Annotated in this window: 19 protein-coding genes and 1 pseudogene; 17 read left to right on the top strand and 3 right to left on the bottom strand. The window is 46.7% G+C overall.

The window, feature by feature from the left end; translation table 11 throughout:
* The first annotated feature begins 97 nt into the window (after positions 1 to 97).
* The 7 genes from QFZ80_RS30340 to QFZ80_RS30310 all read left to right on the top strand — a co-directional run bounded on the left by QFZ80_RS30340 (position 98) and on the right by QFZ80_RS30310 (position 6,897).
* Positions 98 to 1,744: an extracellular solute-binding protein gene (locus QFZ80_RS30340; RefSeq protein WP_307562422.1), complete on the top strand. Its 1,647-nt coding sequence runs from the start codon at positions 98 to 100 to the stop codon at positions 1,742 to 1,744.
* Positions 1,745 to 1,836: 92 nt separating this feature from the next.
* Positions 1,837 to 2,727, top strand: a complete 891-nt coding sequence (locus tag QFZ80_RS30335; protein WP_307562421.1) for an ABC transporter permease — start codon at positions 1,837 to 1,839, stop codon at positions 2,725 to 2,727.
* Positions 2,728 to 2,745: 18 nt separating this feature from the next.
* Entirely contained in the window at positions 2,746 to 3,633 is an 888-nt protein-coding gene (locus QFZ80_RS30330) for a carbohydrate ABC transporter permease (protein ID WP_307562418.1), read from the top strand.
* Positions 3,634 to 3,670: 37 nt separating this feature from the next.
* Positions 3,671 to 4,450, top strand: coding sequence for an endonuclease/exonuclease/phosphatase family protein (locus QFZ80_RS30325; protein WP_307552002.1), 780 nt, complete (start codon positions 3,671 to 3,673; stop codon positions 4,448 to 4,450).
* Positions 4,451 to 4,477: 27 nt separating this feature from the next.
* Positions 4,478 to 5,758 carry a CehA/McbA family metallohydrolase gene (locus tag QFZ80_RS30320; RefSeq protein WP_307562416.1) on the top strand — a complete coding sequence of 427 codons (1,281 nt, stop codon included), beginning with the start codon at positions 4,478 to 4,480 and terminating at the stop codon, positions 5,756 to 5,758.
* A 655-nt stretch (positions 5,759 to 6,413) separates the two neighbouring features.
* Entirely contained in the window at positions 6,414 to 6,656 is a 243-nt protein-coding gene (locus QFZ80_RS30315; RefSeq protein ID WP_307562414.1) for a hypothetical protein, read from the top strand.
* A 10-nt stretch (positions 6,657 to 6,666) separates the two neighbouring features.
* Complete coding sequence (locus QFZ80_RS30310; protein ID WP_307552009.1) at positions 6,667 to 6,897, top strand: hypothetical protein; 231 nt, start codon at positions 6,667 to 6,669, stop codon at positions 6,895 to 6,897.
* 20 nt (positions 6,898 to 6,917) lie between these two features.
* Here QFZ80_RS30310 and QFZ80_RS30305 read toward each other — a convergent pair whose 3' ends face one another.
* Positions 6,918 to 7,046, bottom strand: coding sequence for a hypothetical protein (locus QFZ80_RS30305; protein ID WP_307552012.1), 129 nt, complete (start codon positions 7,044 to 7,046; stop codon positions 6,918 to 6,920).
* Positions 7,047 to 7,228: 182 nt separating this feature from the next.
* On the opposite strand from QFZ80_RS30305, the gene QFZ80_RS30300 reads away from it, so the two are divergent.
* Entirely contained in the window at positions 7,229 to 8,137 is a 909-nt protein-coding gene (locus tag QFZ80_RS30300) for an N-acetylmuramoyl-L-alanine amidase family protein (protein ID WP_307562412.1), read from the top strand.
* 421 nt (positions 8,138 to 8,558) lie between these two features.
* On the top strand, positions 8,559 to 9,344 hold the full coding sequence (locus QFZ80_RS30295; protein WP_307562411.1) for a DODA-type extradiol aromatic ring-opening family dioxygenase: 786 nt from the start codon (positions 8,559 to 8,561) through the stop codon (positions 9,342 to 9,344).
* A gap of 191 nt (positions 9,345 to 9,535) precedes the next feature.
* On the opposite strand, the gene QFZ80_RS30290 is transcribed toward QFZ80_RS30295, so the two are convergent.
* Complete coding sequence (locus QFZ80_RS30290) at positions 9,536 to 9,949, bottom strand: thiol-disulfide oxidoreductase DCC family protein (protein ID WP_307552018.1); 414 nt, start codon at positions 9,947 to 9,949, stop codon at positions 9,536 to 9,538.
* A gap of 389 nt (positions 9,950 to 10,338) precedes the next feature.
* On the opposite strand from QFZ80_RS30290, the gene QFZ80_RS30285 reads away from it, so the two are divergent.
* Positions 10,339 to 11,418, top strand: coding sequence for a DUF3048 domain-containing protein (locus QFZ80_RS30285; protein ID WP_307562409.1), 1,080 nt, complete (start codon positions 10,339 to 10,341; stop codon positions 11,416 to 11,418).
* A 137-nt stretch (positions 11,419 to 11,555) separates the two neighbouring features.
* Here QFZ80_RS30285 and QFZ80_RS30280 read toward each other — a convergent pair whose 3' ends face one another.
* On the bottom strand, positions 11,556 to 12,188 hold the full coding sequence (locus tag QFZ80_RS30280) for an aminotransferase (RefSeq protein ID WP_307562407.1): 633 nt from the start codon (positions 12,186 to 12,188) through the stop codon (positions 11,556 to 11,558).
* Positions 12,189 to 12,427: 239 nt separating this feature from the next.
* Between QFZ80_RS30280 and QFZ80_RS30275 the strand changes: the two genes are divergently transcribed.
* The 7 genes and pseudogenes from QFZ80_RS30275 (at position 12,428) to QFZ80_RS30245 (ending at position 22,700) form a co-directional block, all read left to right on the top strand.
* On the top strand, positions 12,428 to 12,718 hold the full coding sequence (locus QFZ80_RS30275) for a YerC/YecD family TrpR-related protein (protein ID WP_029198698.1): 291 nt from the start codon (positions 12,428 to 12,430) through the stop codon (positions 12,716 to 12,718).
* Between the two features lie 151 nt (positions 12,719 to 12,869).
* A complete protein-coding gene (locus tag QFZ80_RS30270; protein WP_307564271.1) occupies positions 12,870 to 13,649 on the top strand; it encodes a sirohydrochlorin chelatase in 780 nt (259 codons plus the stop codon).
* 7 nt (positions 13,650 to 13,656) lie between these two features.
* Positions 13,657 to 14,652, top strand: a complete 996-nt coding sequence (locus tag QFZ80_RS30265; RefSeq protein WP_373460444.1) for a diacylglycerol kinase — start codon at positions 13,657 to 13,659, stop codon at positions 14,650 to 14,652.
* Between the two features lie 237 nt (positions 14,653 to 14,889).
* Positions 14,890 to 16,309, top strand: a pseudogene (gene rlmD / locus QFZ80_RS30260) (23S rRNA (uracil(1939)-C(5))-methyltransferase RlmD).
* Between the two features lie 92 nt (positions 16,310 to 16,401).
* Positions 16,402 to 17,244 carry a GIY-YIG nuclease family protein gene (locus QFZ80_RS30255; protein WP_307562404.1) on the top strand — a complete coding sequence of 281 codons (843 nt, stop codon included), beginning with the start codon at positions 16,402 to 16,404 and terminating at the stop codon, positions 17,242 to 17,244.
* 550 nt (positions 17,245 to 17,794) lie between these two features.
* The gene (locus QFZ80_RS30250; protein WP_307562402.1) at positions 17,795 to 20,323 is read left to right on the top strand and encodes an MrcB family domain-containing protein; all 2,529 of its coding nucleotides are present in this window, start codon (positions 17,795 to 17,797) and stop codon (positions 20,321 to 20,323) included.
* A complete protein-coding gene (locus QFZ80_RS30245; RefSeq protein WP_307562400.1) occupies positions 20,295 to 22,700 on the top strand; it encodes a restriction endonuclease-like protein in 2,406 nt (801 codons plus the stop codon). The genes QFZ80_RS30250 and QFZ80_RS30245 overlap by 29 nt, the downstream gene beginning before the upstream one ends.
* Positions 22,701 to 22,767: the final 67 nt, after the last annotated feature.

The following is a 22,767-nucleotide window of genomic DNA, read 5'->3' as shown; positions in this document are numbered from 1 at the left end:
GAGACGATTTGCTCCTAAACGTAAGACATTAACTGACCCGAATGCCTCTCATTTTCTTTAAGATGTAAGTGAAGGGTAATTAATGAGGAGGGGCAATATGAAAAAGAAAAAAGCTCTAATTTCTATGATTACATTGGTTGTTTTGCTGACGGCATGTTCGAGCAATAACGGAGGGGCCAGCAAGGACGGCGGCGGGCAAGCTGCAGATCCGAACGTTAAGGTGGACCCGTTTAAGATGCCGAATCCGATAGAAGTTACCACCTTCAAAAGCTTGAGCCCAGGTGCAAAGTTACCTGCTGGCGATACAGTAGAAAGCAATCAGTATATGAAATATATCTCAGAAAAAACAAATATCAACTTTAAAATTTTATGGTATGCAGCTTCACAGGACTATGAGCAAAAGATGAAACTGGCCATCGCGAGCAACGATCTACCTGATGTCATGCTTGTAAACGAGCAAATCTTCCTTGCCCTCGCCGAAGCCGGACAAATTGAGGACTTAAGCAAAGTGTATGACAAATACGCGTCTCCATTAGCCAAGGAATTGTATGCATCAACGAACAACAAAGCGATTGAGAAAGCAACCTATAAAGGTAAATTGATGGGTATTCCCAATATTAGCGTACAAGCGGATGCTTCAAGTATGGCGTGGGTACGCAAGGACTGGATGGATAAATTGGGACTTCAGCCGCCAAAGTCGATGGACGATGTCGCTGCGATCGCCAAAGCTTTCGTAGAGAAAGATCCAGACGGTAGTGGCAAAGCGGATACCATTGGCATCGCCGGTTACGAGAAAGCATTAACGGTAAGCGGTAAAGCGCAGCGAGGGGACTTTAAAGGTATTTTCCAAGCATTCGGCGCTTATCCTTCCAACTGGATCAAGGATAGCTCCGGCAAGGTCGTTTACGCTTCGATCCTTCCTGAAACGAAGCAAGCACTCAGCAAGCTGCGTGACATGTATGCGGCAGGTGCAATTGATAAGGAATTTGCTTTGCGCAAAGACCCGAACGAGAACATCGTATCTGGCAAAGCGGGTATGTTCTTCGGTCCATGGTGGTCCGGCGGGTTGGCTGCTGATGCTATGAAGCTCAATCCGAAGGTTGATTTCGTGCCTTATTTGATCCCTGATGCCAAAGGGACTGTGAACACGATGATGGTGCCGGTAAGTAACCAGTTTATTGTTGTGAAGAAAGGGATGAAGAATCCTGAAGCGGCTATGATTTATGCGAACACGTTTATCAATGCTCAGCGTAAAGTAGATCCTGACGCTTTGAAGTTAGACTTCACGGTAAGCGCAGAGTATTGGCCGATCGGAAACTCCACTTACGATTATGCGGATGCTGTGGAAAGAAAATCAGACACATTGAAGAAGGCAATGAGCGGACAGATCAAGCCTGAAGAGCTGAATCCGGAAATGAAAGAAATGTTTGCAAAGGCAACTCGCGACAAAGCTAATCCGAAAGCAGATCTGAAAGATTGGTCAGGATATTTCGGGTACACCGTTCCAGCAGATTTGCTGAAGCAAAACATGAATAAGGTGTACAGCGAATTTACAGCGAATACGAAGACGATGGAAAGAAAATGGGCTAATCTACAAAAGTTAGAAACTGAAACTTTCTTCGGCATCGTAATGGGCGAGAAGCCGCTTGATTCGTTTGATAAGTTCGTTACGGATTGGAAGGCACAAGGCGGCGACGAAATCACGAAAGAAGTAACGGATGAAATCAGTAAGTCCAAAAAGTAACGTGTACATGTAAAGAGCGCATCACCTGACCGAATGGTGGTGCGCTCTTTCTACAATCAAAAACGGATAAGTTGAACAGAGGTGTATCGTTCATGAACATAAAATCGTTTTACAAGCACTACCATTTGATGCTTCTGCCGGGTATCGTGCTTCTCATTATTTTCCATCTCGTGCCGATGTTCGGAGTCGCAATTGCGTTCCAAGATTTCAAGATTGGTTTGGGAATATGGAACTCCCCCTGGATCGGCTTCGAAAATTTTACGTACATGTTTCAACTGAGAGATAGTAAAGTTATTTTCTTTAATACCGTATTTATTGCTGTGTGTAAAATTATCGCGCACCTTATCATTCCACTTACCTTTGCCATTTTGCTCAATGAGATTAGATTCAGCATATTCAAAAGATGGGTGCAGACAGTTGTGTACCTGCCTCATTTTATATCATGGGTTATCTTGGCGGGTGTTGTGATAGATATGCTGTCGTTGGACGGCATTATCAACAATACGTTGAAAGCGTTAGGATTCGAGCCGATTATGTTTATGGCCAAAAACAGCTTGTTTCCAGGCATAGTCGTTAGTACAGACATTTGGAAAGAATTCGGATTTGCTGCCATTATTTATTTAGCTGCACTAGCGGGCATTAATCCTTCCCTCTATGAAGCAGCCGAAATGGACGGAGCTACTAGATTGAAGCAATTGTATTATATTACGCTGCCGAGCTTGGTTCCTACTGTTGTTTTGTTGGCTACTTTGAGCATAGGCAATATTTTGAATGCAGGATTTGATCAAATTTTCAATTTGTATAATCCTCTTGTCTACGAGTCGGGTGATATTATCGATACGTATGTGTACCGGGTAGGACTTGTACAGGCTCAATATGGCTTAGCTACGGCCGTCGGTTTGTTGAAGTCAGCAATCGGATTCCTTCTCATCTTTATTTCGTACAGAGTCGCCTATACGTATGCGAATTACAGAATTTTCTAATGAAGCAGGTGAATGCCAGTGGTACGCAATAAAACGATTTCGGCTCGTATAGCCGAAGCAGCTCTAATCTTGGTGATGCTAGTCATCTCAGCCATGTCGCTTGCGCCTGTTGTGCACGTGTTCTCCGTCTCGTTTAGCGACAACGCGGCAGCGGCTGGGGGATTCGTTAAATTTTGGCCTGTTAGTTTCTCATTGGAATCATATCGTAAAATTATGGAAGAACCGCATTTTCTCAATGCATTTTTAGTTTCCGTCAAACGGGTTTTGCTGGGCGGGGGAATCAATTTCGTATTGACCGTTATGATGGCGTACCCGTTGTCGAGAAGCAGCAAGGAATTCCCGTACCGGAACGTGTATATGTGGTTCATGCTGTTTACGATGCTGTTCAGCGGCGGGATTATTCCGTTATATTTGACCGTCAAGGCATTAGGGATGTTTAACACCATGTGGGCTCTTGTGCTGCCGGGTGCGGTGCCGGTTTTTAACGTTATTTTGTTAATGAACTTCTTCCGAAACTTGCCGAAGGAGCTGAGCGACGCGGGTTACATGGACGGTGCAGGACCTTGGTATATGATGGTCAAAGTCTATCTGCCGCTTTCGCTGCCAGCGATGGCTACTGTCACATTATTCAGTATTGTTGGTCACTGGAATTCGTTCTTTGACGGTATGATCTTTATGCGCAGTGCGGAAAATTATCCGCTGCAAACGTATATTCAGCAGCTCGTCGTCAACCAGAACGCGTTGTTGGAGCTTGATTCGACGAAGCTTGAGTTACTGATGAAAGTATCGGATAAGACACTTAACGCTGCCAAAATCGTAGTTTCGATGGTGCCGATTCTTATCGTTTATCCGTTTCTGCAAAAGTATTTTATACATGGCATCATGCTCGGTTCTGTAAAAGAATAAACAAAGAAGAGGTGCATATACGATGGAGTGGAAGGTCATGACTTTCAATCTGCGATACAATGAGCCAAAGGATGGAGACAACGCATGGCCTCATCGTGTGAGGCGCGTTTCCCATACAATCCAAGAGCACGACCCCATTCTGGTCGGCACACAGGAAGGCTACTATGACATGCTGACCGAGCTTCATGGGGAGCTGGAAGCGTACAATTGGATCGGCAAGGGCCGATTTGGCGAACATGAAAATGAGCATTGCGCTATTTTTTATAAGAAGGATCAACTTGAGGTGCTAGAGGAAGGCCACTTCTGGCTTTCGGAAACGCCGGAAGTAACGGCATCCAAAAGCTGGGACAGCATGTTCCCTAGAATGTGTACGTGGGTTCGATTCCTGGACAAATACACTCAGAAAGCATTTATCGTGTACAACACCCATTTGGATCATCATAGTCAAGAAGCTAGAGAAAATGGCGTTAAAGTGATTTGGGATTATATTCGGTCGCATAAGTCCGAGCTTTCTTTACCCGCTATTTTAATGGGGGACATGAACAGCCATCCGAGCTACCCGCCTATCCGTTTTTTGAGGGGGGAAGCTGGGGACGAAGGACCGAACGGCTGGCTGAAAGACGCTTATACCGCTATTGAAGGACATGTAGGCCGAACTGCGCACGACTTCAAAGGTGGAGCAGACGAGGCGCCAATTGATTATATTTTCGTATCTCCCGAGGTGGAACTACTGGAAACGATCGTCGATAGAGGGCAGATTGAAGGGGGCTACCCGTCGGATCATTATCCGATTATTGCTTCTTTGCGCTTAACTTAAAACCGAGCAGATCAAGGAGAGCGACAGATGAAACATGTGGAAAGAATACGTTCAGTTACGACAATGACGAAAAGAATTGCTAATTCGGAGCAAAGCACTTATATCGAAGTCCCTTTTGAAATGCCCGAGCATGTTGAGGAAATTGTGGTCACTTACGTGATCGAATCACACGGTGAACAGAAGGCCGTGATCGACTTGGGCCTGAGGGATACCGGCAGAGTGAGAGGCTGGAGCGGAGGAGCTCGCAAAGCATTTCGACTTGGAAAGGAACAATCAACTCCAGGCTATTTATCGGGTGATTTAACGCCGGGAAACTGGGCGGTTCTGCATAACGCCTACAAGGTACCGAGCGAAGGTTGTTCCGTTACCGTTACGATCGAATTTCTTTATAAGACACCTCGCTGGCTAAAAGGCGATCTGCATACACATAGCGTGCACAGCGACGGTACTTTTACACTGGAAGAAAATGCGGCAAGGATGGAGGAACTCGGCTGTGATTTTATCGCCATGACGGATCACAATACGGTCAGCCAAAACATGACCTATCCGCGCCATACGAGCGTTGTCATGATACCGGGGATGGAATTTACAACGAATTTCGGACACAGTAATTTCTTGGGTGTTATCGATCCGATCCGAGATTTTCGGGTGAAGAGTCAGGAAGACGTCAACGCCAAGATTGCCGAAGCCCGTGCTAATGGAGCCAAAATCGTGATCAATCATCCGCACTGCGAGTATTGCCCGTGGGAATGGGATTTGGGTGTAGATCACGACTGGGTAGAAGTATGGAATGGCCCCTTTACGGAGCGGAATGTTAGAGCGCTGAATTGGTGGCATAGTCAACTCGTCTCCGGCAGAAGGCTTGTTGCTGTTGGCGGCAGCGATACCCATCGTCCAGATCCGTATGTGAAGCATGCGATGCCATGTACCTGGGTGTACGCTTCTGAGAAAACCGTGGATGGCATTTTAAGCGCCATTGGGCTTGGTCACGTACTGATTACTTATGCGCCAAACGGGCCTTTTGTGGAGCTAAACTGCGGTTCTTATAGGGTTGGAGATATTGTTCCAGCAGGAGAGCGGAGCAGAGAAGTGTGTTTGTACGCCGAGGATTTGATGGCCGGAGATAAGATCAAACTGTTTAGCAACATTAGATTGGAAAAGGAAGTACTAGTGTCCTCAGACGGGGTGCTCGCCATCCATTTTGACGCACAGGGAACAACGTTTGTACGCGCCGAAGTATGGCGGCATTTCGATGAGGTCAACATGACGCTTATGGCTGCGCTAACGAACCCGATTTATTTTGACTAGTAAAAGGATATCGGCATCCGCGACGCGATGAAAACCTTGAAATAGATTGAAAGCAGAAACACAACCTTTTGCATGGTAAAAGGCTGTGTTTTTTGTTTTTTCAATAGATTAAGAATTTATATGTTTTGGGTTTTGGAGTTATCTATGCAGTTCATTGTGCGGATAAGGCAACTGAAGTAGCTTATTTGTCTTAATGACCCCGGCTATGATTGCATAAGCAAGCTAGGCTTGCTTATTGTTGGCTAATACACCATGGAAGTCTCGTTTACAGCTAATAAGCATGCGCTGTGGTCTTATCTGACGAGATGCTCCGATATTAGAACAAATAAGCAAGGTAAGCTTGCTTATTTATTTCTAGCTAAACCGCTATTCGTAGAAGGCCCTGGTTTGTGCAAGACAGCTGGTAAGAGCGAATGCGAGTTGTACCAGAAGCAGGTCGTAATAGCTTCATCTGAGTAAGCTTATTTTGATTCGTAATAGTCACAGACTAGGTTTATCTTGTGATAAACCACTTCTAACGAGGTCGATTACTAGTGAATGACCTTAATAAAAAATTCACATGAATAATGTCGATATTAAGAGGTTTTTGTCGATATTACGCGAAATTTCTATTCATAATCTGTAATCATAGAGATAAGTGGGGGCGTTGAAGATATTGAAGCTAAAAAGTATTCAAAGTAAATTTATGCTGCTGCTTGTTCCTCTAATTGTTGCTACTCTGTTTGGCATCGTTGCGTTCGCATACGTGAATAGTAAAGGATTGATTAATAACGAGATTGGGCTCAAAATGCAGCAGCAGCTAGAAAGTGTGACCAGCAGCATTAATGGAAAGCTTGTTGTGCATCGTAAAGTGGGAAAGTGGTTGCCAGGACGGTTGAGTTTGCACCTAACCAGTTGACTTTGGACATGTGAAAGAAGTGTCTCAATCGGCTGTCTTCGTTCAATCCGACTCGAAACATATGGTTGAGGTTGTCGAGCAAATTTGTGCCATTTCCAGTAAATCGCTAGAGAGCACTCACAGCATAGCCGCAGCTGCTGAGCAGCAGCTTGCTTCCATGGAGGAAGTTAGCGCAGCATCTCAATCATTGTCGAAAATGGCTGACGAGCTGCAAGAGGTCGTCAAAGTATTTAAGGTATAATAAGTTTTGACAGTTCGAAGTTATTTGTCATCGTTGCCCCTGATATACTTGTCCTTATTTTTATAAACGTACCATAAGGCAAGAAGGACACCTACGATCAAAGCAATCGGTAACCAGTGGTTAGAAATGTAGCTCCAGAGGGTATTCATGTGAGTACCTCCTTCTATTTTATTTATATAAAGGATAGTTTTGGCAGGAGATGTTTGTTTCATGCATCGGGTGATTCGCGCAGGGCAAAGAACCAGTAGAATGAAGACGGAGAACCTTGTGAAAGCAGCAACCTGAAAGGCGAAGAAACCCTGTGAAGCAGCACCATGAAAGGCGGAGAGCATTGAAAGTAGCAAAAAATCGGAAGCCGTGGATGGCTTTCATGAGTGTTGCCGTATGGATGGTCTTTGTACTCATCGCGGCTGGTTGTACGTCGCAGGTATTGGATAGACTGGCTATACCTCAGGAATCGCCAACAGTAAAGAAGGAAACGTCTGCGGTCACGAGTAGCTCGACCATGCAGCCGATAGCGGCAGAGGATAGAACAGAGGCTGCACTAGCGCCTAAAACAAAGCCTACAGCAGAGATCGAGGCTTCCAAAACGGCAGCCAAGCCTCAACAAGGAAGACTCGTCATGCTGGACCCCGGACATCAGCGTTATGGGAATAATGCTCTTGAGTCTGTAGGTCCAGATACGCGAGAAACCAAGCCAAAGGTCAGCTCTGGTACGGTCGGTGTACGTACGAAAAAACCGGAACATGTGCTCAATCTGGAGGTATCTCTGCTGATCAAGGACGAGCTGGTCCGTCGCGGCATAGAGGTTGCGATGACCCGCGAATCGCATGAGGTCGATATCAGCAACAAGCAGCGCGCTGAAATGGCGAACGAAGCAGGAGCAGCGCTGGCTGTACGCATTCATGCGGATGGCGATAGTTCACCGAAGACCAAAGGGTTTTCGGTGTTGTATCCGTCGGCTTCCTTAGCAGCGGTAAAGCCCATCGCAGCAGAAAGCCATGAAGCAGCTGGCTTTATTCTAGAGCATCTGAAGGCCGCGACCGAAATGGCTGGAAGAGGAATATCAGCACGCAGCGACTTATCAGGCTTCAATTGGTCCAAAGTGCCAGTCGTGCTGGTCGAGCTTGGCTTCATGACCAATCCGGAAGAAGATGAGCTGATGTCCGAAGCGGAATATCAGAAGAAGCTGGCCCAAGGTATCGCAGACGGGATTGAGCAGTTTTTGAAAAGGCGATGAGGCACAAGTATTAATATTGAAGCCGGCCGCCCTTTTATTTTATAGCCAGCGCACAAGCTGTAAAGATGTTTTTCATCGTTACAGTCGCGAGGGGAAGTGAAATCGTGTCTCTAACGATGTTTTACATTCTTACAGACGAGTAAAAAGTAGTTTTTATACGCTGAGCGAAGCTGTAAAGATATTTTTCATCGTTACAGATGCGAGGGGATGTGGAATCGTATCTGTAACCATATATTTCATCTTTACAGCCGAGAAGATTATCTAAAAGAGCGAGTGATAGCAAAGAGAAGTTCGTCCCCATGCTCCAACATAGGCTTTAGACAAGAACCTGGCCATCGGCCAGGGTTTATTTGTGCCCAAAGGCGTATAATGTATAGTATATTGGTAAAAAGTTACCATTTAGGAAGAAGGGGGATCTGCCATGCTGCCATCTTTTTTCATTGCCCATGGAGTACCGAGTTTGGCGATCGAGCAGCATGCTTACACCGAGTTTTTGCAGAAGCTGGCCAAGAGCATTCCTGCGCCCAAAGCCATCGTGCTGTTCAGTGCACATTGGGAAAGTCCCGTGCAGAAGATTAGCTCGGCGATTCATCTGGAAACGATCTATGATTTCTCGGGCTTTTCGGAAAAGCTTTATGATATTAAGTACCCAGCTAAAGGGGATTTGACGCTAAGCTTACATATACAGCGATTGTTTCAGGAAGAGGGCATTCGTTGTGAGCTCGATGATGAGCGAGGCTTGGATCACGGGGCGTGGGCACCGCTGCATATTATGTATCCAGATGCGCAGATACCGGTGGTGGCGCTCTCGGTGAATCCACGTTTGACGGCGGAAGAGCATTATCGCATCGGTGCGGCATTAGGCCCATTGCGAGAAGAGGATGTTCTTATCCTCGGCAGCGGAGGGACGGTTCACAACTTGCGCAGGCTGGATCGGAATAATCCTGTACCGCAGGTGTGGGCGGTGGAATTCGATGAGTGGTTGGCGGAGCAGCTGGAGACGTGGAATTTAGACGCGCTAGTTCGATACGATGAAAGAGCGCCTAACGCGCGTGAGGCGGTTCCGACGCCGGAGCATTTTGCGCCTTTGCTGCTTGCACTAGGTGCGGCTGACACTACTCGCAGGGCGAAGCTGCTGCATCATAGCTTTCAGATGGGCACGCTGAGCTTGTGCTGTTGGATGTTTGGCGGGATGAGGAAGTCTTAGAGACAAAATAGGGCAGCGTAAATCGTGCTGGAACAGAGCTGGAACGTGCGTGAAGCGTATAAGAACGTGCAGATCTGAGCGGCAGCGGAAAACTAAGCAAGAGCCGAGCAGGAATGAGTGGGGAACAGTGGAACACTAAGAGCGAACCGTAAGGAGATCGAACGAAAACTGCGCGAAAATCATGCTGATCACTACTCTAGGAATCGTGCCTTGTACTCAGGCTTCGGCAGCATGCAGTGCTCGGCTTTGCCGAACCAGCGATAGCGGTTGCGCGCTACGAAGGCATAGACCAGATTCCTCAACGGAGCGGGAATGATGATGGCCGCATACGCCAGAGGCCAAGCACCACGCAGCCGCCGGGCAATGCGCAGTGCAGCGGTCGAACGGGTATAGAAGCGGCCGCCCTCGATCAGGACGATCGTGCTGATGATATCCGTAGGCAGGTTGTGCTGCTCGAGCAGCTTTTGACCGCTATCCGATTGTAAGGAAGCAAAGCGGAAAATTCCCTTCTTATCGTTCCGTAGGATGAACTGAACAGCACCGCTGCACAGGTTGCAGACCCCGTCGAACAATACGATGGCTTGGTCATCGGTGAGCTTGGTCATGAAATTGCCTCCTTAATGGCGAGTAGGGAATAGTTGAGTAGTTGATGCAAAAAGTGCATACAATTCCGGTGGTCAGCCGTCTATAACGGTAGAAGCTGCAAAAAAGTGCAGCAAAAATGGCCCATTTTAGTCAATTTAACTTGTTTTGGACAAATTAGCTGTAGTTTTTGCAAGCAAATCTACTGAAACGCCTATTTGAGCAGAATTTGATGCACAAAATGCATGAACTTGTTTTAAACATACTCATCACGCATCTCTCTCCCTACTATACCTAATCACAGTCGCGGGTCCAACTACCTTTTGACCCACTACGCGCAAAAAGTCTTCTACCTATCGCATCACTAGCATATATATTTACTAGAACGATTAAGAGAAGAGGTGCAGCCCTGTTGAAATCATTGCCTTTATTCCGTAAAAAAAACCTTAGCTCCTGGCTCGTCCTTGGATGCTCTGTCATAGCCATTGTCGGTTGCAGCGATACGCCTGCCTCCTTACCATCGACCAGCCCGAATACCGCTGAAGCCACGTCCGCCGCCGCATCGCCCGCTACTAAACCTGCTGCCACAGCTGCGGAGACGGAGCTGCCCTACAAATTCCCGCTAACGGGTTTGCCTACCGATAAAGAAGTCAAGAGCCGGCCCTTCATGGTCATGGTCGAAAATGCCCCGCAATCCAGGCCCCAAACCGGCCTAGATCAGGCGGACATCGTCTATGAGATTCTCGCAGAGGGCGAGATTACGAGATTCGTCTCCGTGTTCCAGAGTCAAGCAGCGAAGACCATTGGTCCCGTGCGCAGCATACGCCCTTATTTCGTGGAGATCGGCGACGCGCTCGATGCGGTTATCGTCCATGCCGGCTGGAGTCAGGAGGCGATGGATATGATGGCAGGCCGCAAGCTGGCCCATCTCGATGAGGTGTACGGCGATGGCGCCTATTACTGGCGCGCGACGGATCGTAAGGCACCGCACAATCTGTATACCTCTGTGGATAAAATGAAGCAGGGCGCCGAGGCGCGTAAATTCCGCTCCGAATGGAACGGACCGCTGCTCGCTTTTGCCAAGGATGGTCAAAGTAAGCTTACCGGCGCAGCCGTGAACTATATCCAAATTCCTTATATCCAAGGGTATTTCGCTTCCTATGAATACAATGCCGCTGAAAGTGTATACAAGCGCAGTATGGAGGGCAAGCCGCATCTCGACAAGGAAACCGGCAAACAGCTGCAAACCAAAAATCTGCTCGTACTCGAGAGCAAGCATAAGATTGTGGACAAAGAGGGGCGCCGGACGGTGGATGTTTTTGGACCTGGTAAAGGTCTCATTCTGCAAGAGGGCAAATCTCAGCAAATCACTTGGGAACGTAAAGGTGGCATGCTTCGCGCCTATGAGGAGGGTGGCAAGGAAGTGCCGCTGCTGCCGGGCAACACCTGGGTTCAGATTGTACCGGAGGGTACAGCGGTGAAAATAGAATAGCCATAGATAGGCGCAGAGAAGCCGCCCTTCTTGGGTTTAGAACCAAGACGAGGCGGCTTTCTCGTGCGCTTTTTTGGAATTATTTTGACCTGCGTATGACTAGAGGTTGACCTGAGAGTGATCTGTGTAGGATAATCTTATCGGCGTTTGCGTTTGGTTAAGGAGGTTTTGGAAGCTCCTTTTCTTCTAGGGCCTGAGCTTGATTTCTTCCGGCGTTTGCGTTTTGGTTTTAATATTTCTTCCAAGTCATCCGATGAATTCACTTTTCCTTTGCCAATCGAACTCAAAATGGTTTTCACCATAGGTGCCATTTGTTGAAAGGTGCTCATGAACTTCTGAACCTTGCCCATTGTGCCGAGAATGCCGTCAATACCACCCATACGTTCAACGAAGCCGGAGATTTGCTTCAAATTCAAGCCGCTAAGCGGGTTAGACGAGGCACCGCCTACAGCTCCACCACCGCCACCACCTAAGAGGTTGCTGAGGAAATTCCCTCCGCCACCACCGCCAGCACCGCTGGGGTTCGCGCTGCCGCCTCCAAAAAATCCGCCGCCAGCATTACCACCGCTAGGGCTACCGAAGAGATTACCGCCTCCTTCGAAAGGAGTAGGAAATCCTCCTCCGCCTTGTGCAAAAGGATTTCCGCCACCGCCTAAGCCCGGATATTGCCCGAAGCCGCCATCCCCGAGTTGGGTAGGTAAAGTTAAGCTTCTTGTATAAACCTCAGGACGATTACCGCCATTACCAATGATTTGTCTTTGGTTGTTCACTAGGATTCACGATCCTTTTTATCAGATTTGTCTCCTACAGGATATGTCACTTGCCTACCGTTGGTATGGACGAATGTCACGGGTCTAGTTAAATGTCACAATTCACCTCATTAACGCATAGAAATTTTAACGTTTCGCTATCCTAAAGGAAGGATTTATACATGACGTGTCGAATGATACACAGGAGCTTAAACAGATCTTATAAGCTTAAATGCTTTTCTACCGGGAGTTGACAACCTATGCAATTAAAAAAATTAAATGATAAAGCAATAGACCAGCTTTTTGAAGCCGTGCTGACGCTCAAAGATATTGAAGAGTGCTATGTCTTTTTTGATGACTTGTGCACCGTGAACGAGATTCAATCGCTTTCCCAACGCCTTGAGGTTGCTCGCATGCTGCGCAAGGGCTGTACGTATAACCAGATCGAAGCCGAGACGGGCGCATCAACAGCAACCATTTCTCGTGTCAAAAGATGCCTCAACTACGGAAACGACGGCTATGTGCTGACGCTGGATCGTTTAGGTCGTTAATTCATGTTTGTTCGAAAAAAGAATTCAAGATCCTGCGTTACCTTGCGTAATGCGGGATTTTTCCTGTTTATTTGCAGGTCAATTGACATGTGTGAACACATTCGTTAGCATAGGATTTATAGGCATGTTTAGAACGGGTGGGGAGAACAAAATGAGTGAGTATGGTGTGCTAGTCATAAGCCATGGATCTCGGGATGAGGGCTGGGTTCAGCTGGTCGATGAGGCCGTGTCTGCCGTCAAGATGCCGATGAATGTTCCGATCTACGCTTCTTATTTAGAATTGGTGGAAGGCCGATTAATTCAAGATGGTATTTACAGTTTAGAGGCGCAAGGCGTGACGGATATTATCGTCGTTCCCCTGTTCGTGTCCTCTGGGAGTACACATATTGATGAAATCAGCTATGCCTTAGGTGTGATTGAGGAGCCACTGCTCGAGACAGATATGGAACCTTTTGATATCAAGGCGCGCATTCATTTCACATCGCCAATTGATGACGACCCCGTTATTGCTGAGATTATTTATGCGAAAATCAAAGAGCTTTCCGAATCGCCAAGTCAGGAAATCGTCCTGCTTATCGGTCACGGAAGTAAAGAGAAAGGCTTCCATCTCAAGTGGCGCCAAGGCTTAGAGCTGCTCGCAGAGCGGTTGAAGGCGTTAGGCGGCTACGACGAGGCGGATATCGCTATGCTTTTGCCAGATCAAGTGAAACAGAAGATGACAGGGTGGGCTCAGAAGAAGCCTGACCATGCAGTCGTCGTTGCACCGCTTTTTCTAAGTGAAGGCTATTTCACGACGCAAGTCATCCCTTCCCGCATGGAAGGGTTCGAATATCGGTACAATGGACGGGCGCTGCTGCCTAGTCCGCTAATTTCCAAATGGATAGAGAAGCAGATTGCTTCAGAAATCGCAGAAGGCGAAACAGGTGATTGAGACGATGGTGGTCAAAAGAGCAAGACTGATCTATAATCCGACTTCTGGCCGGGAAGAAATGAAAAAGCGTTTGCCAGAGATCCTTCAGCGCCTGGAGCGCGGTGGTTTCGAAACATCCACTCACGCTACCATCGGTGAAGGCGACGCAACACTCGCAGCGGCACATGCCGTTAGTCGAGGCTTCGATCTGATCATCGCTGCAGGCGGAGACGGCACCCTGTGTGAAGTCGTCAACGGCATGGCCGAGAGAGAGGGCAGGCCCCCACTTGGCATTTTGCCGCTGGGAACGACCAACGATTTTGCCCGGGCGCTCGGCATTCCTAAGAATTTGGAGTACGCCTGCGACCTGATCGTGCAGCAGTACACAACCGACATCGATGTAGGCAAAATCAATAACCGCTACTTCATTAATATCGCCGGCGGCGGCTCGCTGACCGAGCTGACGTACGAAGTCCCAAGCAAGCTCAAGACCATGATCGGCCAGTTGGCCTATTATATGAAGGGACTCGAGAAGCTGCCTAGGCTGAAGCCCATAGATCTGTATGTCAAGGCAGGCGACAAGGAATTTCATGAGGAAGTCATGATGTTCCTCGTTGGCAACTCTAACTCTGTTGGCGGCTTCGAGAAGCTGGCTCCGGAAGCGAGTATGAATGATGGACTTTTTGATGTATTGATCTTGCGCAAGTGTAATCTTGCAGAGTTCATAAGAGTGGTTACGCTCGCACTGCGCGGCGAGCATTTGAGCGATCCGAATCTGATTTATTTCCAAACGAATCACATTGAGATTAATTCGCCGGACTACGTCCAGTTGAATCTGGATGGGGAATTCGGGGGGACGCTGCCTTGTGTGATGACGAATTTGAAGAGTCATTTGCAGATTGTTGTGGATCAGTCGGGGCAGTCGATTTATAAGAAGACGTTTTTAGAGACGTTGACCACGCCGTTTCATTTGAAAGGGAATGGGCAGGGTCATGGGGATGAGGAGCAGGAGAAGCTTGAGTAGGGTGGGGTAAAACGTACCCCCTGCGTGCTGCGCCTGGCCTAGGTAGATTAAGTAATAGGGATTGAGTAAAGTGAGGGTCATATGAAAGCAAAAGGTAGTTCTGGCTCAGTGTCAGGTAAACATAGAGGAAATGGGAATTTTGGGAAGACGGCGAAGTCCGGGAATTCCGGAAGGACTGGGAAGACAAGGAGTTCTGGAAAGATAGGGAATTCCGCCCAGAAGGCGGCTCCGGCTTGGATGGCGGATCTGCCGGTGCAGATCGGGCAGCAATATGAGGCTGAGATCATTGGGATCAGCCATGATGGCGAAGGGGTAGGCCGTGTGAACGGTTTTACCCTTTTTGTCGCTGGTGCGCTGCCTGGTGAGCGTGCGCTTGTGCGGGTGGAGCATTTGAAGAAGCAGTATGGATATGCTGCGCTTGTGGAAGTGCTGGAAGTTAGTCCGGATCGGGTTAAGCCGGATTGTGGGATATATGAGGAATGCGGCGGCTGTCAGCTGCAGCATTTGAGCTATGAGGCGGCAGCTTCGCGTGAAGCGCCAGCAGGTGGTGGATAATTTGCAACGTATTGGGAAGCTGCAGGTTGCGGGGGAGCCAACAATAGGTCATCTTGATGCTGGTGCTTCAGATGAAGGGATTGTTGTCCATCCTACGTTGGGGATGACCGATCCGTGGCGGTATCGGAACAAGGCGCAGGTTCCTTTTGGGGAAGAGCAGGGCGGCCTCATTGGCGGATTTTATGCTCATGGAAGCCATCGCATCATCAATATGGATGAGTGTTTGATCCAACATGAGTCGAACGATGAAGTCGTTGCTCGTGTGAAAGAGATCGGCGCGCGACTTGGAATTCGCGCTTATAATGAAGAGCGTAATGACGGACTGCTTCGCCACGTCGTCGTCAAAGTCGGCTTCCGCACGGGCGAGATCATGGTCGTGCTAGTGACTAATGGCGCCGAGATTCCTCGCGTAGCGGAGTGGGTTGCTGGCATTCGTGCCGCATTGCCCGGCGTGAAAAGCATTTGCCATAACATTAATGTGAAACAGACCAATGTTATTTTTGGGGATGAGACTCGCGTCCTGTGGGGCAGCGAGGTTATCTATGACTATATCGGCGATGTGAAATTTGCCATTTCCGCGCGATCTTTCTATCAAGTGAACCCCGTCCAAACGGAAGTGCTGTACGGGAAGGCACTAGAGTACGCCGCGCTAACAGGCGGCGAGACGGTGGTCGATGCCTACTGCGGCATCGGCACGATCTCCCTGTTCCTCGCCCAGAAGGCGGGACAGGTGTACGGGGTCGAGATCGTCGAGGAGGCGATCTCGGATGCACGGAAGAATGCCGAGTTAAACGGCATGACGAACGTGCACTTCGAGGCAGGCCCAGCGGAAGTGGTCCTCCCCGAGTGGACACGTCAGGGCGTTCGGCCCGACGTGATCGTGGTGGACCCGCCCCGCAAGGGCTGCGATCCGGCGCTGCTCGCGACGATCCTCGAGCTGCAGCCGCGGCGCATCGTGTACGTGTCGTGCAGCGCGTCGACACTCGCGCGCGACTTGCGCGTGCTCGTCGATGGCGGGTACGGCGTCGTCGAGGCGCAGCCGGTGGATATGTTTCCGCATACGGTGCATGTGGAAAGTATTGCCCTACTTACTTTGTTGTAGTAGGGTTTTTCATGTTATATGATTAGGAAAGACCACAATTTTCCACAATCTTTCTTAAAAGTATAACAAAAAGTCAGAAAGGTGATATATATATGGACAACCATCCAAAGACTATTCAAATTTTCCTCCCTGATGGTTCGCCAAGAAGTATAAAGATTGCAGAGATAACAAGTAGAACTATTCAGGCTATCTACATACCTAGAAACAAACTTAAAGAAACAGAGTCGCGTAATGAAATAAAGAACGTCGGCGTTTATTTCCTTTTCGGGGACTCGGACGATAGACTAAAACCCGTTGTATATGTTGGTGAGGCGGAAGATTGTTATCACAGACTGAAACAACACAATCAAAACAAGGACTTCTGGAATGCAGCAATAGTGTTGATTTCGAAAACCAACAGTTTTACTAAGTCGCACGTTAAATTTTTAGAGTGGCATTGTTATACGAAGGCAATCGAAAACAACAGGTACATAATTGACAATAGCACCATTCCAACCAAATCATTCATTACCGAAGCAATGGAAGCTGATTTAATGGATAGTTATGAAACAGCAAAAATACTTATTGCAACTTTAGGGTTTCCTATATTTGAAGGGCTAGCAAACTCGATTGACAAGTCTGAGGCATTAATATGTAAGGGTAAAGATGCGTATTCTGAGGGCCAATATACAGATGAGGGTTTAGTGGTATTTAAAGGTTCTAAGGCTAATCTAACCGAAACTCCGACCGCAGGTCCTTGGATTGTTGGTATGAGACAAAAACTTATTGAGTCGGGAATTCTTAGAAGGAATGAATTAGTTTTGGTCTTTACTCAAGATCATATCTTTGCCTCTCCGAGTGCAGCAGCGGGTGTTATTCTAGCAAGAAGATCCAATGGTTGGATTGATTGGAAGGACAGAAACGGTAAGACTTTAGATGAAATAAAGAGGAAGTGATGGAAGATAATTTATTGGCATCTATATTCAAGAACATCCATCATTAGAGCCGTATTGGACTTAGCATAAAGTAAAATAAATAAGCATGTTTTAGTGGAAGTGGTTTAAATTCGAGACGTGTGTGGAATGTGTAACTCATTTGAGGTGACCTAACTAGCGTATAAAAAAGAGAGTACCAGTGTAAAACGGGTAGTCTCTTTTATTTGAGCTTACTGTCTAAAACAAGTAATTGCAGGCATTCATTTACTGTTTGTCGAATGAATAATACTAACATCGAAGTTTTATGATAAATTCTTCAAAACTCTATTTCACAAAACAGGTGATCGAATTGACTCTGCCTACAGAACTTTCAAGTATATTTTCTAATAAACAGAAATCCTACAAAATGGTGCTTATTCTAGCACTATTAACTGAGATGCAAGCAACCGGACTGAAAGTAGTCTCTCTACTAAATTTAAAACAACGCTTTCTTTCGCTACTACAAGAAAGAGAATCAAATGGCCTAATAGTCGATCAGCCACCGGAAAAAGCGGGAACCAGCTGGGGAAGTATGACAGTCATTAATGTGCAGTCTGTCATTACCACACCAATTTCAGCACTATCCTCTATTTTGGAACAAAATAATGAATCCATCGGTTTTAAGAAACAACTATACGATTCCTGGTCAGATGATGTTCTAAGAGAACTTTATACTTTAGCTCAAACCGAATTAGAAAACTACTATAATGAGCTGAACTCAGTAAGCTTCTCTATAAAAGATGCGCTATCTGATATTTTATCAACCTACATAACTGCAAAAAAAGAAACGTTTGCAGGACACAGACTGGGCAATCTCATACGACAACAGATACCAGCCAGGCTGAGAAAGTTGCCATTTATCCATTCCGAGTTAAAGATCACTGGGTCAGTGGGACAAGGAAATTGGGCAACGATTCCATGGATCGCCATTATGGATAAACGTATCACAGAGACAACACGCCAAGGCGAGTACCTGGTCTACCTTTTCTCAGAAGATATGAAATCGGTTTACCTTACATTCATGCAAGGTGTAACTATACCAATTGAAACCAAAGGTAAACAAGCAGCCTACCAATATTTCAAACAAAAAGTTCAAGGTATACGTCATCTGCTCCCACTTGAAGGAATGGTCAAAGACGCTGCCATCTACTTAACATCTGGCGGTCTAGGCCAAGATTATCAAGTATCTACGGTTGCCTATTACCGTTACGATTCGGAGCATCTTCCATATGACGAACAGCTAATTGCGGACTTAAACAATGCGGTTACTAACTATAACGAATATGTAAACAAAGTACTCAATCAAAATGATGAACCCGAGCAAATGATCAGCTTCAATTATACGATCAGTCATTTATATGCCGGGCAAGGCATTTTAAAATACCTATATGATCATAGACCCAATGCTATCTCTTTAGATCAATTGATCTCAAATCAAGGCACTGTTCTTCTTTCTGGAGACGATGTGAAGCATCCAAAAGAGAGAGTCAGGCATCTGGGACGAGCCTTGCAAGATTTAGGCTTATTGTCTATAAATGAGAACCAGTTCTCATTAACTGATCTAGGTCAGGAATACGCGAACCATTTTAACGAAAATAAATGGACTTTAAGTGATACGCAAGTCAGGCTAATTCGCGACCAGCTAAATAACGCTGAAGGGCAAACCCCACTTGTTAGAAGCATCAATAAAGCCATTGAAATCTGTAAGGAGCTAGGATCTTTCACCTTAGATCAATTCGCTCCTATGTTTATCAATGCTCTTGGCATGCTACAGACTTGGGGAGAAGTTACCCAAAAACAACGGTCTATTTTTATGCTCAACTGGCTAGAGATATTGAAATTTGTTATCAAATCAGGTCAGCAGTACACGTATATAGAGTGGGAGGAGACACCTCTTGTGGATGCACTAACAGTAATCGAGCGAATAGCCACGATCAAGAACTTCATCGCCAGCAAAGGGTTTATGTACCCCGATCACTGGATCGAGAACTTCTTCTTATCCCTAAAAGCAAAGCCTTTCGTCATTCTGGCAGGTGTCTCCGGCACTGGCAAAACAAAGCTCATGAAGCTATTCGCTGAGGCAGTAGGAGCAACCGCGAGTAATGGCCAATTCTCATTAATTCCAGTCCGCCCGGACTGGAGCGATCCTTCTGATCTGTTGGGTTACAAGGATTTGTCAGGTGTTTTTCGACCTGGGAAGTTAACGGAGGTGTTGGTTGAGGCTTCAAAGCCGAGTAATCAGCATAAGCCCTATTTTATATGCTTGGATGAGATGAATTTGGCTAGGGTTGAGCATTATTTCAGTGATTTACTGAGTGTGCTTGAGACGCAAGAGTGGGATAACCATCGGATTGTAACAACGCCGCTCATACATAGAGACTCCCTGCAAAATGAGTCAGATAAGCAAGTGTACGGCAACCTCCATCTGCCAGATAATGTTTACATTGTTGGAACGGTGAATATGGATGAGACGACGCATCCTTTTAGCAAAAAGGTATTAGACCGCGCCAACACGATCGAGTTTAATTACATTGATCTTGGACAATATCCAACGGGTGAAGGAATGCCGGCTAGTGAAGGCGCTGCTGTTCCTCCTAATTCATTATTGCGAAGCGAATATTTGCAATTGGTTGATGTTTATCGTGACTATAAGCAGTTAACGGAAGAGACGACTGAGTTATTGGTGGAAATCAATGGGATTTTGGAGCAGATTCATTCGCACGTAGGGTTTCGGATCCGGGATGCGGTCTGTTTTTACATGATTTATAATGATCGGTTTGCTTTGCTCAGTAAGGAAGCGGCATTCGATATGCAGTTGTTGCAGAAGATTTTGCCTCGGATTCAGGGGAGTAATTCGTCTGTGAAAAAAGCTTTGCTTCAATTGATGCAGGTGGCGCAGGATCGTAGCTTACCTATTACGGAGTATATGGAGGATGCCTCTAAGCTTTATCTCTCTCCGGAGACGTTAGCAGCGTCCAAATATCCACAAAGTGCAAGGAAAATCGCCTTCATGCTGCGGAGGTTAGAAGAAGATGGCTTTACCTCATACTGGCTCTCTTAATCAAAGCACGGAATTGCTGCGAATCGAGACGAATCTGTTCAATCTCTATATTCAGGGCAAGCCGTTCCATCCCACGGTTGAAACTTTGAATCTCCATCGTAATGTGGATGAGGAGTGGGTGGATGCCCATTTTCACGCTGCGCCGCTGGTGGATTCGTTGGTCATAGATTCTATTTCTGTTTTCTCTCTTGAAAACAGGGCGATGACAACTTGGAGTTCGGGCGAAGTGTGTACGCCGACTTTTTATGAAACGCAGGCCTATGAACTGGTCATTGAAAAGAAGGCGGATATTGCATTAACCTTTTACCACGACAATATCCATGTGAGACAGGCGATTAAGCCGCTGGGGAAGATGATTTTATCAGGGATTCTTAATTTTCAAAATGAAGTGGGACTCTCTGAACTTGAGCTTCGATTGAATGGTGAGGCTATTTTTCGTCTCCAGTTAGAGATTTTTCCATCGAAAATCGATTATAAAAATGACTACCAGATGATCCTTAACGATGTTAATGAACAGATTTATAATCTTTCCTTCGATTTTCTGCGGAAAACGTATAACCTGACGGGGTTAAAAGAAACGAATCATCAGAGTTTGACGGAGTATTTTACGATTTTGCAGCATGTATTTACGCAGCTTGTGCAGGCTGTTGAGAGAATCAAACTATCGCCACATTCTAAGCTTCAAAGCGAGAATCGGCTGGTAGACGCTGCACGTGTGAAAAGAGCCGGAAAAGAGAACATTGCCTTCCTAAACAAGCGCCCACATCTATTAGCTAAGGATCCGGTGAACGGGGTCATTCAGGTAGAGGGCCAGCGGTTTACACCGACTCACTTGCTTGAGACTAGACGCCATGTTCATTATGATACGGCTGAGAATCGCTTCGTGAAATGGGTGCTTTTACGCATTGGGCAGAAGCTTAAGGATGTTAAAACGCGTTTAGCTCAAAAAAGTCGTGTGGAAGATCCTAATCTTACGAAGAAGCTTAATCTTATGCAGAGTCAGGTTCAGCGGCTGTTACAGCATGATTTTTTGGATGTTGGCGAGATGAGGCAGCTGTCTATTTCTTTGGTTTTGCAAATGGCATCAGGGTACCGTGAGGTATACCGTTATTATTTAATGCTGTTAAAAGGTTTGTCGATTCAGAATGATCTTTTCCGATTATCGATGAAAGATTTGGCTCAGCTCTATGAATATTGGTGTTTCTTGAAGATTCACCATCTTTTAAGCAAAAAGTATGAGCTGCTCAAACAAGACATTATCAAAATCAATCGGAGTGGGCTGTTCGTCACATTGGATAAGTCCCAGCAGGCGAAGATGGTGTATAAAAACCCGTTGAACGGGGAGATTTTTACGCTGTTTTATAATGCGCTGCCCAAAGGGGATCGGAGTCCGACTCTGTCCCAGCGACCAGATAATGTCCTAACTTTGAAAAAGAACGACGCCGCGGCGGAGTATAAATACATTTTCGATGCCAAATATCGCATTAATCCTGCTTATGAGGGTACGCCTTACTTCGAGAGGTACCGGATGCCGGGGCCGGAAGAGGATGATATTAATACGATGCACCGCTATCGGGATGCGATTGTGTATTCGGAGGGGCAGGGGAAAGAGTACGAGCGGAGCATGTTTGGGGCTTATGTGTTGTTTCCCTATCATGATGAGGAGCGGTTCCAGCTGCATAAGTTCTATAAAAGTGTGGAGCTCATTAATATTGGAGCTTTTCCATTTTTGCCGAATTCGACGAGCTTGATGGAGAAGTTCCTGGACGAGATTATCATGGATAGTCCGGAGAGAGCCTATGAGCGGACGACGAGGCCGCGAGGGACGAAGGAGTATTACGGGAACAAGCTATCTGGGAAAAATGTGTTGGTTGGGGCTTTGAGTAAGAAGTCACAGTTGGATGATGCTTTGGAGCATGGATTTTACCATACGCCTTTGCGGAGTATAACCGACCATAAGGTGTTGACGAGATTGGAATTCGTCGCGTTGTATCAGTCGATTCGTTTGTTCGGTGCGGATGATGCGGGCATTTCGTGGTATGGAAGAGTGAGAGAGTGGAAGGTTGTTCCACGGTCTGCGATAACGGCTATCCCCTCTAGTCGAGGTGCGACGGATGAGCTTTATGTTGTGTTTGGGGTGGGGGAGTGGGTCAAAAGGGAGAAGGCTATAGTTGCTGCGGGGCATGGGATTTATCGGATTCTGTATACGACGGATTATATGCTTAACAGGGCGAAGGAGGTCTCTGAACTGCGTTTGGAGACGGAGGAAGAACTGCAGGAATGGCGGGAGAAGCGGCGTGTGGGTAAGGTCCGCGTGACGCTGGATCGGGAGCATTTGGATTTGGGTAGTAGTGTTTTGGGGATCGATTTGGAGTAACTTTATAAATAAGATGATTTCATTTATATCACATGGCCTATAGTCAATAAGAATTAGTTACTAGAGT

The organism is Paenibacillus sp. V4I7 (assembly GCF_030817275.1).
Classification (GTDB): domain Bacteria; phylum Bacillota; class Bacilli; order Paenibacillales; family NBRC-103111; genus Paenibacillus_E.
This window is presented reverse-complemented; position numbering and strand designations above follow the sequence as displayed.